Genomic DNA, 14,680 nt, shown 5'->3' with positions numbered 1-14,680 from the left:
ACGAAGAGCAAGCGGACAGCCCATGCGGCTTTGCTGCGAATGGGGATTATCGATAGCAAAGGCGCGGTTACCAAAGAGTACACGCGTGACCCACGCATTGAGGGCATGCTTAAAGCGTAACTGCGTTGACAGTTCTTCATACATCTTTTGTACTCGGTTATCATGGTTGTTCTGAAGAGGTCGGCCGGAAACTGATTAACGGAGAAAGCGCACCAACTCCGTCGGAGACCGACTACGATTGGCTTGGACCGGGTTTCTATGTCTGGGAGTCCGACCCGTTACGTGCGCAAGAATGGGCATATCAGAAACAGCGCAGGGATTCCGGTTTCAAACCGTTCGTTATTGGTCTGGTCGTAGATCTGGGCAACTGTCTTGATTTAACGACACGCGAAGACCTGGAGATGCTCAAGACCGCCTATGAAGGCCTGCGAGACACATTAAGCACGGATGATATACCGATGCCGGTGAATCGTGATTCCCGGCACGACGTAAATAGTGATAAACTTTTTCGTAACCTCGACTGCGCTGTTATCAGGTATCTTCACGATTCTATTGAAGCCCCAGAGTCTCATCTCGCACCTTATGATACGGTGCGCGGCCTTTTCCAGGAAGGCGGCGAACTCTATCCCGGTAGCGCCTTCCGGGAAAAGACACACACGCAGATCGCAATCCGCAATCTGGATTGTATAAAAGGAATCTTTCGTCTGCCGGACTCTAGCGTCGGGATATAAGGTAGACAGCGGTCTGTTCATCATCATGACTGAATCAAAAGAACAGCCACGCCGCCTCGTCTGACGGCGCGCTCCGCTTTTGGTGGATGGCCTTCTTTATGCCCCGACGCTTCTCCTGCGACCTCTCTGGCAATGCCGATTCCGTTGCCCATATCATCAAATTCTGTCGCAGCAGACGTTATGTCTCGCCCCAATCCGATTTCTCGTGCAAGTTCCGATCTGCGCACTGTGTAATTGGGAGCGACCATAGGATAATGAGACGGAAGTCCCCACTTCCGCCGATATTCTTCAAGCGTCACGCCATAGGATGTTGATTTTCACTAAGAACTGACGGTGTGGACGGCTCGCAGTGGTCCTGAGAGGATGCTGAAGAGTTGACTGTCCAGTGGAGGAATCCATCACGCCGCAGTTGATCCGTACCATCAGTTCTCAGTGAAAATCAACGCCGTGAGGGCGCTTCAGCGAGTGGGAATTATTGATCACAAAGACGAAGTGACGGAAGCATACGCGTGGCCACGGCTGTCCATATATATTTTTTTACACAAGGCATCGTTTATATGCGATTTTAAGCATCAATAAACGGTTTTGGACAACTCGGCAGGAATCTAATTCGAATGGCGGACCCGATTGGCGGCATGTGGCTCGCACTGAAATATGATGCAGAGCCATTCGGCGGACTGGCTGTCAAAAGCCAGCTTGGAAGTCGTCGCTCGAGCAGTCATCATAATTTATACAGCATCGAGACGTATCCCGAAAACATGCGTCCGGCTGACACGGCAGCCGCGCATCTGCAGTTTCATCTGCGACACGAACCCACCAGCCTGGAGTTGCTGGCCCGCGTCTTTGCGAAGACCGGACCAGGTTTTGTCCAGGAGTGGATAAACAGTGCGCCGACCGGACAATACGCCAGACGGGCGTCATTTCTCTTTGAGTTCGTCACCGGACAAACGCTCGTGCCGCCAGTCGACCTCGGCGGCAACTACGTCTTCGCACTGGACGCATCTTTTCAGGTAACAGCTTCTCCGGACAAGACGAGCAACGTCAGCAGATGGCGCGTCCGTGACAACATGCCTGGGAACCGCTTTTTTTGTCCCTTTATCCCGCTTTCCAGTCAACTCAAGACGGCTGCGGAGATGGACGTGTCTGCCGGTTACGGTGAACTGGTGCAGGAGTTCGGCGAGAGCATGCTTGCCCGGGCCGCAGTGTGGCTGACAAATCGTGAAAGCAAGGCAAGTTTCATCATTGAAGGCGAGGAGCATCAACTTGACCGGATCCAGCGCTTCAGCCACGTACTCGCCACAAGAACCGGGCAAGGGACAGTCCCCCTGACAGATACTGACCTTGCCGAATTGCAACGCAACATCCTCGGTGACGTCACAATAACCGAGCATTTTGGCTTGCGGCTGTCACCAGTATTCGTTGGAGAATACACGATGAGGTACGAGAATGTTGTTCATTACCTCGCGCCTCCCGCACAAGACGTAGCGGATATGCTTGAGGGATTAAAAATTTTCCTCGACAGGACGGAAGGACAGTCTCCTGTCATGCGTAGCGCCGTGGCAGCCTTCGGGTTCGTCTACATCCATCCTCTTTCTGACGGGAACGGCCGTGTCCACCGGTTCCTGATAAATGACGTTCTCAGGCGGGACGGCGCCATCCCCGACCAGATCATCCTCCCCATCTCAGCTACGATCATTGGAGACCCAACGAGCAGGCGAAACTACGACCAGATTCTGGACAGGGTTTCAAAACCCCTGATGCAACAGATCTCGGATCAAGTCTCTTTCGATCGTGACATGAAGACCTATCCTGATGGGATAAAATCCAATCTCGACTTCTCAAGCCCTGATCTGGCGAGACCGGCCTGGCGCTATATCAATTTCGCCCCCCACGTTATCTATCTCAGCGCAGCACTGGAGATGACCATCAAGCACCACATGAAAGAGGAAGCTGTTGATTTTCACTGAGAACTGAATTCTTCCGCGAGGTGCATAACGCAAGGGCTTAGGATCGCGATCCGCAACCTGGATTGTATAAAAGGCATCTTTCGTCGGGATTTATCGACGTAACGCCCCGAACTGGATCATGGTCCGGTCAAATAGGAACATCCACTGTCGACACCCTACAGCGTAGCGAAGAAGTTCTGCCTTCGCATATTGCTGCGTTCCTGAGCCAGGAGATCGCCGCGCCGCCCGGTCCGGCGGCGCGTTCCCCTTTTAGTGGATGGCCTTCTTTCTACCCCGGCGACGTCCTTGCGGCCTGTCAGACAATGCAGGTTCTGTCGCGCCCTCATCACCAGATTTGGTGGCAGTGGACATTATATCCCGCCCCAGCCCAATCTCTCGTGCAAGTTCCGATCGGCGTACTGTGTAATTGGGAGCGACCATAGGGTAATGGGATGGAAGTCCCCATTTCCGCCGATATTCTTCAGGCGTCATGCCATAGGACGCCTGCAGATGCCGTTTGAGCATTTTCAGCTTTTTCCCATCTTCAAGACATATGATATAATCCGGAAATACGGACCGCTTAATGGGAACGGCAGGTATCTGTTCTTTTACGCCCGAAGTAGTCGGGACGGACAATGAATTGTAAACAGTCCCAATCAGCCTGATAAGTTCGTCCGGCGATATTTTATTTTCCGATACATAAGCAGTTATGATTTCCACGGTCAGCGCCAGCTGTCTTTGTTGTTCTTCGGGCATTGTCCATCACCTTAACAGACGAAAAAACTGTAGCCCCGTATATAACACCGCTACTGGGAATAGTCCTCGACGTTTTCGAAGATTTGGCAGATTGCAGAACAGGTATGCTCTTGAGCAGATATCCAATAGGATCCTGTGCCTGCTCATCTGTATTTCATCTGCGCGTCAACACTTCTTGCTTTCTACGGCAATCCTGTTACCCGTTTCCCGCCCAGCATCAAGACGCCATATCTGCGATAAGAGATCATCTGGATCCGGTGTCAGCAGAACACTCAGACACAGCTTCCTCTTCGGTCCAGGAAGGTCTTGAGGCGTGAACATGCCCGGAAGCTTCAGTTGGACCAATAACGCATAGCAGGCTTTCAGGGATCGGTTCGCGTACAACATCATTGAACCGAGTACGCAACTCCTTCTTCAACCAACAGTCGAACGGATCAGGATCTCCCCGGAAAGACACATCATCCATCATTGACCTGCTATCTGCTGCTCCCCGCCTCCCTAACGATACGCAGCCGACTTCGTTGCGCAAATGACCAAAGCATGCGTCAGATCTGAGATGTTGTCGCGGTATGGCACACTGTCGGCAGGATTCAAATCCGGGTGAGAACAGCAGAAAACCGGACGCTCTAGCTGGCGGCGCCTGGCGACGCAGACGGCACATGGTGACGCCTGCCCAGCACCTGGGCGGCCCGTTGGCTCCGAAGCGCCTGCTCTGCACCCGTCATGACCGCTGGTGCGTTCCTGATCATGACCTGCAGCCTGGCGTCGATCTCGACCAGACGCGCTTTATGCAGGCGCTCGGCCTGCCGCGCCTGGGTTTCCAGAATAATCTCCCTCCCATATGGGCGACCTGACTTCGTCAGTGTCTCATGCGTGCGCCCAAGCGCGATCAGTTCCCGGATCCTCGCATCCCGGGCCTTGCGGGTTCGGGCAACCAGATCCGTGCCCAATGATTTATAGGGTTTATGCGCCATTTTCTTTGCCACATGATTCCACAGGTCGTCACTGGTGATGGGCGTCGTGTCCCCGAGCGCCCTCTGGTTCCGGACCGCCTCAAACGTCGCGCCATCGGAGATCATGGTCCATGTGGTTCCGCGCGCCCGGCTTTCCGCGACGTATGAGGTAAATCCCGTCGCCAGTTCAACGCCTCGCGGCAGGGCATTGATATGCTCATCGGAAGTAAGCCCCTGTGCCGCATCAATCGTCATGGCATGTCCGAACCCGAGCAGTACCCGACCAGTCTTCACATCACGAAACCGCCGCCATTCGACATCAGCAACAAGCCCGTCCTTCGTGCGGACGCGAAGCCCCGCATCGCCATGAGCCAGAACTTCCACCACGTCGCCGTTATTTCCGACTGAGGCGCCCTTTCCATCCACACTGCCCCATGTCCGACGATACAGCCGAAGCCGGTCGCCCGTAGCGATCGCGAGATCATAGGTTTCGCCGCGCTGATCAATAGCCTGCACGGTGATTTCATGCGTCGAGATCTCGCCGCGCTCCTGCAGGATTTTACGGACAGCACGACTCAGATCGGCAGCATCCTGATTGGTCAGCGCCGACATGCTGATCGTCTTGGTCCGGCCTTGCCGCAGGCCGGCACCGTCTGCGACCAGGGCATCGCGACGCGTCACATACAGCCGGGCAATATCCTGCAGGACTTCCTCATGGTCGCCGCCGACCAGACGGATCGTTCCATCCGCCCGTTTCATATCGATCGCATCCCGGACTTCCTTCAGATGGAACCTGTTACGGACGTCGTCATCATTTTCCCCGTCCGTATGCGCGTTTGCCGCAGCCCCCCTGAACTCGTGAGATTCCAGATCGCTCTCTTCCGGTTCTGCGCCACGAAACAGATCAGCAATCTCGCGATTTCTCGCAGATACCTGCCGGACACTGGACAGAAGCTCCGGCATATCTTCCGGATCCAGAACCCGGCGCAGTATCTCGATGGAGTCCCCTGCCTCGATATTCTGCGCCTGCTCGTGGTCACCCAGCGCCTTGATCGTGCAGCCGGTATCGCGCTGCAACTGTAACAGGCGAAGCATCTGGCGGGGACCGACCTGACCGACCTCGTCAATCACCAGCACCGTGTTCCGATCCACATTGACGTCACCGCGCTCCAGCCGCGCCAGAAAGGGCAGCATCGCGCTCGTGTCAAAGATGCCAGCCTCACGTAATGCGTCTGCCTGACGCCATGCATTGGCAATCCCGATAACCCTGCGACCATTCGTGTCATAACGCGTATCATGTTTCCACGCATCAACCAGCGGAGACAGCAGGGCCGTCTTCCCGGAACCCGCGACGCCGGTGAGCATGGAGAGCGCGCCGCCCCGGCCAAGAGCGTAGATCGCAGCCTTTTGCGTCTTTCCATGTTCGCTCGCGAAGTCAAGCGGCGATCGTCCGATCGCTTCTGTGATCTGGCGGTCCGACAGCGCCCCGCTTCGGTCTCCTGAAGCACGAGCCGCCTGAATCGCGAGGTCCTCCTCGATAGCAATCTGCGCGGAATTCGTCACCCTCAGCCGGTCGCCACGCATCTCCTGAATCAGCGAGACCCGTTCCCCGCCGAGTTCAAGACCACGCTGTTCAATAAGGGCCACGACATGATCGATGTCCTTCACCCCACCCTCGATGCCGGTGCCGATCAGGCCCCGGGCAGCATACGTTCTGAGCTTGTCGTGATCGATCACGGCGGCTGTTTCAAACTCCCTTGCGAGATGACGGGCAGCGAAACGGTAGGCAATATCGTATCGTTGTTCCCTGGTGCCCACAGGCGCTGCTGGCGTGCCAAGCAGGCTTTTTTCCTCCCAGCCAAGACGCCTGGCCTGCGCGCGCCATATCTCATGGTCACTCGTACCTTTGTCCTTGTCGAGCCGGGCTGCCAGGCCGGCCATGGACAGAATGCGGCGCTTGCGGTCGATCGGCATATGCGCCCAGTCCGCTCCTTCCGCCGCCGCGTACTCCTTGGCCGCCCTGATGACGTTGCGTCGTCCCTTGCTGAAGAAATCCGATATATCCTGCGGCACGGCCGAGATGACCGTCGCCTGTTCATTCGCATCGTATTGCTGGGCGATGCCGATCCGGCGCAGTTCATCAGCGAGCTGTGCCTGGAAATATGCTCCAAATTCGTGAACGCGCGATCGCAGCCGCTTCGTGTCGAGTGAACCCACATGTCCCTCTTCCGTAACCACGACATTGAACAGGGCATTATGGATATGGGCATGGGGATCGCCGCCTGTTGGCGTATCGATCAGATAGGTCTGGCCTGTCCCCGCGTCACGCGCCTCGACCGTCGGGCGCGCGGTATCATGCCGGAATGACACCCAGGCGACCTCGCCCGGGTTGGCACCGTCTTCGCCCCCATGACCGCGCCGCGCGAAACCGATTTGCCGCGCGACATAGAGCATGGTGGCGTCGTTTGCCCGATCAATGGCGTGCCAGATGGCTGCCCTCTCGGCCTCGGTCGGCGCAAACTCGGCCGCAAGCGTAACTGATTTGTGTGGCGCAAGGGTCAGATCATAGGCACTGATCTTGCGGGCATTCCTTGACCAGTCATCGCCATTATCGGCCCTCTTTGCTTCAAACAGGCGATTGAGTTGCGCGTTCTTCGGTGGTGTCTTCGGATCAATGCCAAGAGCCGCTGCAATCTCGGGTCGCATGTCCGGTCGCCACGAGGCCCGCCCATCGCGACCGGTGTAATAGCTGGTCAGTCGGCCACCATCTGCGTCAGGCACTTTTCCGGGCTGGGTACGGAAATCGTGCTCTGGCTCTGGCAGCTCCTGCGTGAAATAGGCAGTGATCAGGCGACCACTACTCTCAGCCGAGATTTTCCGGAACGTCATCATCAGACACCCGTTCCGTCCTTTTCCTCGGATCGAGAGGTGAGGGGCGCCCGGCCCTCCTGAATATCGAGGGTTCTGCCGGTTGTGGCGTCAATATGCCTGAGAACAGGGCCCTGCGCGGCGACAAGTGTCACCAGTCGGCCGAGGATCTCATCAAGTGTCGGACCATCAGATTCCTTCGGGGCGAGAATTTCAATGATCAGGGACAGCTTGTCTTCGATCATTCGAAGCCGTTCCCGGATATCGTCGTCCCAACTTGCGGTTGTGTTAGGTTTTCCGACTGACTCGCTCATCATCGTCACCCCCCCGTGTCAGAACCACGGGAAGCGTGACGCAGAATCATGCGACCGTTTAGGCCTTCTTCTGGTTAGCCCCGGTGAGCTGGTCCTTGACGGCCTTGGCCGGCGCAAAAACCAGCTTGCGCGAGGCCGGAATCTGCATCTCAGCACCGGTCGCCGGATTGCGACCCATGCGGGCAGCGGTGTGCCGGACGGTAAACTTGCCAAAGCCGGGCAGCGATACCTCGTCGCCGACCTCTGCAGCCTGAACGATAGAGGTCAGGACGGTCTCAAGAGCGGTCTTCGCATCGGCCTTCGTGCCGCCCGTGGCTTCGGCGATACGGTCAATCAGATCGGTACTTTTCATCAACGCTGTCTCTTTCAATTAAGGTGACACGGAAAGATCGAATCACAACCGTGGCGGCTTTATGATTTCTCTCGGGTAGGCACGATGACGCTGCGGGACAGGTCCACCCCGATGCGAATGGCGTCATCAAGCTGGCGACCGATACCACTCTGCAAGACGGCGGAGCAATACATCGCCCCGTCGATTTTGCAGCATACGCTCCAGACCGACCCGATCAGGTTCATGGCGTGAACCAGCCCCTCCACGTCGTGACGATCCAGATCGCGAATGAACTGATGAGGATCAACCTCCTCAATGTACGGCTCCTGTCCTGGCATCACAAAAACCATGTGAGGACCAGGCCGCGAAAGACGCCTGAGAAGATCCATCTGGCTGCTGGTGATCGTGAGTTGCACGCCACTTCCGGGGCATCCACCGGGGATATAGGCACCGGTTCGACTGATCTGTGGTATCACCTCCCCGGTAATCCAGCGTCGGACCCGTTTGGCAACAGGCTTTCGAGAAATGAACGTCAGGTGATTGGCTCCGCTTTCGCTGACGAAGAGTTGGTCCTGCATCCCGCCTGCCGTCACCACGCCAATACGGCAATATTCATCATTATCAAGCCGTTTGACCGTCGCAGATGGATTGCTGAGGCCCAATATGGAGCAAATCTCCCGGGCCGAGATCCATCGCCTTCCGGTGACTTCCTGAACTGAGATCCGGGTGTCTTCGAATGTCAGATAGTCTCGTTCGCTCTTATGCAGAATAGGTTGAACCGGATCACTGACCGGCTTCCTGACTCGCGACCTCTTAGGGATGGTATCTCGCATCTCATATCTCCCCTTTTCCTAAGGGAATTGTGCGCGGGGAACATGCGACCTCTTGTTAAAATGAGCTCAGCGGCATCCGGAAGGGTCTAAGCATTGCTTATACCCTTTCCAACTCCCCCGCTCCTGGCGGCGAAGCCGCCCGCACCAACGGTGCAATGGTGTATGAGGACCGGCGATTTATGGGTAGCTGCGATGTCGGCCTCGGGTATGTCAATGGGTCGTCGTAAGGGTAGTCGTTGGGTCGTGAAACAGTCGTTCCGTCCGTGCGTCAAGGGTAGGGATATGGGTCGCTCATGAGTATGCGCGCGCAGATTACATGTGAGAATCTGCATGCTGACGAAGCTGCGACCCAGGTATGATCTGGCCGTATTGCATTCGATCGAGGATGCAGGAGGGGATAAATCATGACAGGCAGGTTCGGCAAGGAACGGCTGAAATCGCTCATCGAGAACCATAGGGCCCGAGACAGTGCGACACCTCTCTATCGGTGGCTGCTCACCAATTGCGAGGACATAAGCGCACTGCGATCAAAAGGGGATTCCTGGGCTCCCTATGTTGCGGCAGCCCGAGAAGATGGCCTTGACCTTCCGGACGAAAAGGAAGCGATGAAGCGTATGGAGCGCTATTGGCGTCGTATGGCCGGCACCCGCCGCATGCATCCGGAAGCTGAACAGGTTCCACAATCTCCTGACGCCGAAAGCGCCATGCAACCCAGCCGCTTCCCTCACGGCTGGAGGCCCGCTGTTGTCGATGACGGTCGCGTAAGCCGCGCGCCCGATGGAACTGGCGTTCCCACACAAATAGTGCCCGCCGAAAAAAACGCGCAGGTCGCATCATTGCCCGCGACAGTGCAAGCATGCTCTGGCAGCGAGACAACCGGGGAGAAGAACTTTCCCATTGGTCGCGCCCGGGCTGAGGCCATCAAGCGGGATCTTCTTGCGCGACTGAAGCGGAAGGAGCCCGGTTTTCATCGGGAGTAAGGCATGGCATCCGCCACGATCACAGACGCCGCAGACCCAACGGAGCTGGTGACACGCCCGACCCTGCTCGTAGCCATCGGGCGCCAGCGGGTGGGAAAGACGACATTCCTCAAATCACTGGCCGAGATCACGGCCCAGCAGGGAGGCAGACCGGAGATCTGGAACACGGATTCCATGAACCGCTCGCATACGCTTTCATCGCTTGGTCCGCAGGTTCTGGAAGCGGACAGCATGTCCCCGACCGGGCAGGCTGCCTGGCTCGAAGGGCAGATCGAGAAGCTGGTTGAATCCCGCCATGATGCGATTCTCGACATCGGGGGAGGATGGACCGCGATGCACGAACTGATCCGCTCATCTCCTCTTGTCGCGGCGCTGGACGAGCTCGGGGTCTCGCTTGTGACGATCTTCATGATCGGCATGGAGAATGCGGACATCGACTATCTGCAGGACCTTCAGGAGCAGCATGGCTTCCTGCCGCCCCGCACGGCTATTGTCATAAATGAAGGCCTGCTTCCCGTCGGTATCGACACACCTCAGGCGGTCAGCCAGATCCTTGAAAACGAAGCGGTGCTCAACGCTCTGGACCGAGGCGCCGCGCACGGTGTGTTCCCCGCGATCAACGGGCTGAAGAAAATCGCGGATCGTGGGCAGTCGTTCATGGATTTTGCTGCGAACAAGCCGGTTCCCGGACAGCCGAAAAGCTCGGTCTTCGACAGGCTACGGGTCAATCGCTGGCTCAAGCGGGACGTGCCCCTCTTCCTGCGCGACCTCGGAGCGGACTATCTACCCCGGATGCCAAAGGGGCTGCCCGACGTGGTTATGGAGAATGTCTGATGGCAGCCCAGGGCGACATCGAGGCGGCAGACCGTGAATTCGCGGTCCGTATGGAGAACCTGCGCCGGGTCGCCGCCCAGTGGGTCGAGCGTCCGATCGCGCCCGAAGTCGAGGTCCTTTCGGCGCTGGTCGCAGCGATAGACCAGATCGGCACCCTCTGCATTGAAGCCAGGCGCGCCTCCATCCGCTCCGTTGCCGAGAGCAGGCTGGTGGTCGAACAGCAGCGCGAAACCCTGGCGCAGGACACGATCGCCATCCGCAGCCACCTCAGGGACGGCATTGAAGCGGTGCACACGCTGCGCACCATCAACGAAAAGCTGGTCGAGAAGAAACTCCTCGCGATCACGGCGGATATGACGAAAGGATTAAGGGGCGCCATCGAGAGCCAGGCCACGGCCATGACCAGACGGTACAACCTGCAGACGGCCTTTCGCATCCTGGGATACAGTTCCATCGTCCTGATAGCGGGATTTGCGCTCGGACGGATGCCCTGAGCGTGTCCACGACGGACACGCTCAGGGCCAGAACCGAAACGCCGTACGAAGTTCTGACACAGGTCGCATGATGCTGGCCGATCCTGTCCGCCTCGCAACAGGAGGCCACGGTGATCCGGCTCCCCTTCCCATGCCGCCGCACGGCGCAAGCGACCGTGGTCCTCGTAACGTGCGGCCTCGTCGCGCCGCCGATCGGGCGCGCGCAGACAGTAAACGTGCCCGGCGGGCTCCCGACACATGTCAACGCAACCTATCAGGAACCGGGGCTCGGTGGCTGGACCCCGGACACGGCGGGCACAGCCCAGGCCACCAGCGGAAGCGGCGCCGTCACCCAGACAGCGACGGCAGGCACGTCCGACAGCGATGCGCTCGAGACCCTATACCAGCAGTCCTGGGGCTATGCGGCAGCCCAGAACGCCGAGGCGCTGGGCGTCAATCCATCAGCGCTGGCAGCGACCTGCGTGGTGGAATCCGGCTGCCAGAACCTCTACACGGCCGGAAACGGCAGTACGATCACCGGCGCGTTCCAGATGAGCAACGGGACCTACAGCCAGACCCTTGGAGAGGCACTGGCAGCAGACCCCTCGCTGGCCTCATCCATCACCAGCGGCACGGCGGGCCAGCAGGACCCGGCAACACAAGCGGTAGCTGCAGCGCAGTATCTCAAGGATGCCGCAACCAGCCTGCAGCAGAGCGGCATCAGTAACCCGACGGCCCTTGATGCCCGGGCCTATTATAACTTTGGCCCGAGCGGGGGCGCTGAAATCGCGACGGCCGACGACAGCAGCCTCATGTCGTCCTACATATCGAGCACGGCGATGTCGGGGAACAATATCAGTTCAACCACCACGGTCGGCCAATGGCGCGCGGCGGTCGCAGCAAAAATGGGCAGTGCCGCGTCCAGTTTGATCCTGACCGGCTGACGAGGAGTCCAGCATGAGGTTTTCCCACCGGGCCGCGATCCTTGCGGCCCTCACCTGCAGCATCAGCCACCCGGCCTTGGCGCTGCACAGAACCCCGGTCCGTGCGCTCGACGGGTACAGATGCATGGCCCTTGATGCGCCGGAACGGGTCATGATGGATTTCAGGCATCCGATCCCGCTGCAGAGCGAACCACGGGACGGTGCCCCGAGCATTGCTCCTGCGCTGGCAGTACTCCCCATCGCCACGGACGCACCGCCTACGAACGGCTACGTCCGGAGCATGACCCTCGCATTGCGTCCCGGCTGGGTCTCGACAAGATGGCTGAAACCCTACGACGCGGTCCATCCCGGCATGACCTGCACGCCCTATGTCATGAATGACGGCAAGCTTGGCTTCGTATTCGGCAGGGCGACACAGTAGGTTTGTCATCTCCACAGTCCGGCATGCTGCATGGCCTACATTGTTTTCCCCGGGAGCGGATCAGGGAAGGCCGCTGCCCGCCGGGAAGACCGCGAGGTGCCCGGGTCAAGCCTGAGGGCATGCCCCTGAGGTGGACCGGGTTGCCCGGAGCGCGGGGCACCGCCCTGCGATCCGGGCGGCCCTGTTCACTGAAAGGGGCGTGTCCTCACCGCGCGAAGCGCGGCGCGCAGCGGGCTTGAGGCGGGCGCCTCGCGACGGCATGCTGGTGTCAGGGCATTTTTTTGCAAGCACGATGGTGACCCCGGACACCAGAAGCAGGAACCCGGTTTCCGGGCTCCTGCGGCATAGTCTCTCAAGGCGTCGGATCGTCAGGCCACCAGGGGTCGGGGGCATCCGCGATCTCGCGCGCTTTCGCTTCGGCTGCGGCGATGGCTGCGGCCCTTGCGGCCCTGGTCGCCTCCCGCCATGCGTCGATGCCGTGGTCGGCAATAAAGTCATGGGCGCCGTCATCTTCAGGGTGTGGCATTTCCGGGCCATGATAAAAAGGATTGCGATGCCAGACGTCCCGGTCCGTCAGGACCCAGGCGTGGTGGGGCGCAGCACGCGAAAGCGCAAGGGCTTCATCGCGGTCTGCCATGGATTCATATTCGCTCATGCGGGTCGATCCTTGCGGAAAGGTACCTTGCCGTGGGTGGCCGGACCCGCCGTGGGTCCGGCCGGGTCGGTCAGAAGCCGAGGGCGTCCATCTCGGCAGCTGCGGCCCGCTGGTCGATGGTGCGGGCGTTGCTGGCCGTGTAGGGCTTCCACGGAGTGCCAATCATGTCCTCGTAGGCCGCAAGGACCCCGCGGGCGGACGCGACCAGAGCGGCGGCCTTGATCCCCTGCTCGGCTGCGAAGCGGCGGGCGTTGGCCGCCCTGTTTTCCAGCCCGTCGACGCCCATCCGGTCCTCTTCGCGATACTCGTTGAACTGTGAGGACAGTTCGCGGGCCTGCGCGCGCTTGGCGTCATAGAACTGGGCAGCCCCGAAGGCGGACGCGACAGCGGCACCCGCCATGCGCTGGAGGTGCATTTCCAGCCCCTTGTCGTTCTGCTCCCCGTTCCATGTGGTCACGACCAGCACGGGCGAGAGGCTGCGGGCGATGACGGTGAAAGCCTGCCGGGCCGTTTCCGCGAGGGCGTCGGCGTCGAAGTCCTCAAGGCCGAAATGGGAAACGATCTTGGTGATCTGGTCGGGAACGGGGATCAGGGCTTCGGCGGCCTCGATGGTGATGACAGGCGCGCGCCGGGCCGCTTCCTCGAAGCGGCGGGCAGCGGGAGCCTTCTGGCCCGATTTTGCCTTGCTGGCGGCTTTCTTCTCTTGCGCGGAAGCAAGGGCGGCGGTCATTGTGTTGGTAGCGTTGGACATGAAACTAGGCCTTTCTGTCTGGCGTCAGCCCTGTCCGGTGTTCCACCACCGGGCGGGGCGTCTGTGGCGGGAACCATTTCCCTCTCCACAAATAAAGAATAGTACAGACAGACTATAAATGCAATAAAAAAGACAATGAATTAGAAGTAAACATTAGTTTACTTCTGTTTTTATTCCCTTTATTTCCTTATGCCCATTTTATTAATCGCAGTATTATCGGGAATCTCACAAGTATTCATTCTGAAGAACCCCAGGGCGAGCGGTCGAACCGTTGCGCGAAAGCGTGGAGACCCCGCAGGGGGCTCCAGTGAGGTTAGCGGCGCAGCCGCTTAGCGAACCAGAGTGAGAGAACCCCGAAGGGGCCGCCCCTGATTTTCATTTTTTTCCTGCTGAACAGAGATGTTTCCCGGACCAGGTCTTTCGGGAAAGGAAACCGTCTCCAGATGCCCTGGGCTTACGCCGCGTTTTGCGGGCATGCACTGCAGGGACACAGATCCAGTTCATCTGTGACCCGCGGCATTACTTCAGATACTCTTGATGAAGCCGGAAGGCGTGCCTTCGGCAGGATTGACGAACACCACGTCATCCGGTGCCCGGCGCGGTGTGTCGATGGCAAGAAAAATGACAGGATCACGCAGGATACGCGGCACCGCACGCACCGCACGCCGCGGAAAGACCAGCAGGTGCCCGGGGACAAACGGCGCTTCCTCAGCCGGGTCGTCAATCCAGAATGTCCCTTCTCCCGAAAGGACATGGAGGACTTCATCACACTGGGTGTGATAAGAGGCCTGCTGTGATCCACCACATGATGTGCCCCGAGGGGTTTTACCCAGTCGCGTGTTTCTGGCCGGGAGGCGGTGGCGATGACCGTGACATCGGTCAGGACCCGG

General features: G+C 58.7%; 14 protein-coding genes and 3 pseudogenes. 7 read left to right on the top strand and 10 right to left on the bottom strand.

Annotation, left to right across the window (positions count from 1 at the left end):
• Nucleotides 1-125 precede the first annotated feature (125 nt).
• Nucleotides 126-731 (top strand): hypothetical protein, encoded by a 606-nt coding sequence (locus HNO79_RS16960; RefSeq protein ID WP_081472674.1) that lies wholly within the window; start codon nt 126-128, stop codon nt 729-731.
• Nucleotides 732-765: 34 nt separating this feature from the next.
• Here the strand turns inward: HNO79_RS16960 and HNO79_RS16955 are convergent.
• Nucleotides 766-1,039 (bottom strand): annotated as a pseudogene (locus tag HNO79_RS16955) (MucR family transcriptional regulator); the annotation flags it as partial.
• A gap of 306 nt (nt 1,040-1,345) precedes the next feature.
• Between HNO79_RS16955 and HNO79_RS16950 the strand changes: the two are divergent.
• On the top strand, nt 1,346-2,698 hold the full coding sequence (locus tag HNO79_RS16950) for a Fic family protein (RefSeq protein ID WP_244987596.1): 1,353 nt from the start codon (nt 1,346-1,348) through the stop codon (nt 2,696-2,698).
• Between the two features lie 249 nt (nt 2,699-2,947).
• On the opposite strand, the gene HNO79_RS16945 is transcribed toward HNO79_RS16950, so the two are convergent.
• The 5 genes from HNO79_RS16945 to HNO79_RS16925 form a co-directional block, all read right to left on the bottom strand.
• Nucleotides 2,948-3,433 carry a MucR family transcriptional regulator gene (locus tag HNO79_RS16945; RefSeq protein WP_084296386.1) on the bottom strand — a complete coding sequence of 162 codons (486 nt, stop codon included), beginning with the start codon at nt 3,431-3,433 and terminating at the stop codon, nt 2,948-2,950.
• A gap of 626 nt (nt 3,434-4,059) precedes the next feature.
• Entirely contained in the window at nt 4,060-7,278 is a 3,219-nt protein-coding gene (gene mobF / locus HNO79_RS16940; RefSeq protein WP_025811706.1) for a MobF family relaxase, read from the bottom strand.
• Entirely contained in the window at nt 7,278-7,499 is a 222-nt protein-coding gene (locus HNO79_RS16935) for a hypothetical protein (RefSeq protein ID WP_407637079.1), read from the bottom strand. Before HNO79_RS16935 ends, mobF begins: the two co-directional genes overlap by 1 nt.
• 127 nt (nt 7,500-7,626) lie before the next feature.
• Entirely contained in the window at nt 7,627-7,920 is a 294-nt protein-coding gene (locus HNO79_RS16930; protein WP_025811710.1) for an HU family DNA-binding protein, read from the bottom strand.
• Nucleotides 7,921-7,979: 59 nt separating this feature from the next.
• Nucleotides 7,980-8,732: a BRO-N domain-containing protein gene (locus tag HNO79_RS16925; RefSeq protein ID WP_183481444.1), complete on the bottom strand. Its 753-nt coding sequence runs from the start codon at nt 8,730-8,732 to the stop codon at nt 7,980-7,982.
• Nucleotides 8,733-9,136: 404 nt separating this feature from the next.
• Between HNO79_RS16925 and HNO79_RS16920 the strand changes: the two genes are divergently transcribed.
• From HNO79_RS16920 to HNO79_RS16900, 5 genes are all read left to right on the top strand, one after another.
• Nucleotides 9,137-9,712 (top strand): hypothetical protein, encoded by a 576-nt coding sequence (locus HNO79_RS16920; protein WP_214165969.1) that lies wholly within the window; start codon nt 9,137-9,139, stop codon nt 9,710-9,712.
• A 3-nt stretch (nt 9,713-9,715) separates the two neighbouring features.
• Entirely contained in the window at nt 9,716-10,546 is an 831-nt protein-coding gene (locus tag HNO79_RS16915; protein ID WP_214165968.1) for an FAD-binding oxidoreductase, read from the top strand.
• Nucleotides 10,546-11,040: a hypothetical protein gene (locus HNO79_RS16910; RefSeq protein WP_010511944.1), complete on the top strand. Its 495-nt coding sequence runs from the start codon at nt 10,546-10,548 to the stop codon at nt 11,038-11,040. Before HNO79_RS16915 ends, HNO79_RS16910 begins: the two co-directional genes overlap by 1 nt.
• Before the next feature lie 110 nt (nt 11,041-11,150).
• Complete coding sequence (locus HNO79_RS16905; RefSeq protein WP_025811715.1) at nt 11,151-11,963, top strand: hypothetical protein; 813 nt, start codon at nt 11,151-11,153, stop codon at nt 11,961-11,963.
• Nucleotides 11,964-11,976: 13 nt separating this feature from the next.
• Complete coding sequence (locus tag HNO79_RS16900) at nt 11,977-12,384, top strand: hypothetical protein (protein WP_025811717.1); 408 nt, start codon at nt 11,977-11,979, stop codon at nt 12,382-12,384.
• Between the two features lie 352 nt (nt 12,385-12,736).
• On the opposite strand, the gene HNO79_RS16895 is transcribed toward HNO79_RS16900, so the two are convergent.
• From HNO79_RS16895 to HNO79_RS17570, 4 genes and pseudogenes are all read right to left on the bottom strand, one after another.
• Nucleotides 12,737-13,039 carry a hypothetical protein gene (locus HNO79_RS16895; protein ID WP_025814456.1) on the bottom strand — a complete coding sequence of 101 codons (303 nt, stop codon included), beginning with the start codon at nt 13,037-13,039 and terminating at the stop codon, nt 12,737-12,739.
• A gap of 70 nt (nt 13,040-13,109) precedes the next feature.
• Nucleotides 13,110-13,790, bottom strand: coding sequence for a hypothetical protein (locus HNO79_RS16890; protein ID WP_183481447.1), 681 nt, complete (start codon nt 13,788-13,790; stop codon nt 13,110-13,112).
• Between the two features lie 524 nt (nt 13,791-14,314).
• Nucleotides 14,315-14,572: pseudogene (locus HNO79_RS17465) on the bottom strand (cupin domain-containing protein); the annotation flags it as partial.
• Nucleotides 14,557-14,679, bottom strand: a pseudogene (locus tag HNO79_RS17570) (zinc-binding alcohol dehydrogenase family protein); the annotation flags it as partial. The pseudogenes HNO79_RS17465 and HNO79_RS17570, both read right to left, overlap by 16 nt.
• Between the last annotated feature and the right edge of the window lies 1 nt (nt 14,680).

This window comes from Komagataeibacter oboediens (assembly GCF_018491655.1).
Taxonomy (GTDB): domain Bacteria; phylum Pseudomonadota; class Alphaproteobacteria; order Acetobacterales; family Acetobacteraceae; genus Komagataeibacter; species Komagataeibacter oboediens.
Note: the sequence above shows the minus strand (reverse complement) of the source record. Positions and strands in the feature narration are given on the sequence as shown.

Excerpts from the sequence above, each read along its gene's own strand:
- HNO79_RS16920 (WP_214165969.1), top strand. The coding sequence starts at position 9,137 with ATGACAGGCAGGTTCGGCAAGGAACGGCTGAAATCGCTCATCGAGAAC.
- HNO79_RS16945 (WP_084296386.1), bottom strand. The coding sequence starts at position 3,433 with ATGCCCGAAGAACAACAAAGACAGCTGGCGCTGACCGTGGAAATCATA.
- HNO79_RS16950 (WP_244987596.1), top strand. The coding sequence starts at position 1,346 with ATGGCGGACCCGATTGGCGGCATGTGGCTCGCACTGAAATATGATGCA.
- HNO79_RS16895 (WP_025814456.1), bottom strand. The coding sequence starts at position 13,039 with ATGAGCGAATATGAATCCATGGCAGACCGCGATGAAGCCCTTGCGCTT.
- mobF (WP_025811706.1), bottom strand. The coding sequence starts at position 7,278 with ATGATGACGTTCCGGAAAATCTCGGCTGAGAGTAGTGGTCGCCTGATC.
- HNO79_RS16890 (WP_183481447.1), bottom strand. The coding sequence starts at position 13,790 with ATGTCCAACGCTACCAACACAATGACCGCCGCCCTTGCTTCCGCGCAA.
- HNO79_RS16925 (WP_183481444.1), bottom strand. The coding sequence starts at position 8,732 with ATGCGAGATACCATCCCTAAGAGGTCGCGAGTCAGGAAGCCGGTCAGT.
- HNO79_RS16900 (WP_025811717.1), top strand. The coding sequence starts at position 11,977 with ATGAGGTTTTCCCACCGGGCCGCGATCCTTGCGGCCCTCACCTGCAGC.
- HNO79_RS16910 (WP_010511944.1), top strand. The coding sequence starts at position 10,546 with ATGGCAGCCCAGGGCGACATCGAGGCGGCAGACCGTGAATTCGCGGTC.
- HNO79_RS16915 (WP_214165968.1), top strand. The coding sequence starts at position 9,716 with ATGGCATCCGCCACGATCACAGACGCCGCAGACCCAACGGAGCTGGTG.
- HNO79_RS16935 (WP_407637079.1), bottom strand. The coding sequence starts at position 7,499 with ATGATCGAAGACAAGCTGTCCCTGATCATTGAAATTCTCGCCCCGAAG.
- HNO79_RS16930 (WP_025811710.1), bottom strand. The coding sequence starts at position 7,920 with ATGAAAAGTACCGATCTGATTGACCGTATCGCCGAAGCCACGGGCGGC.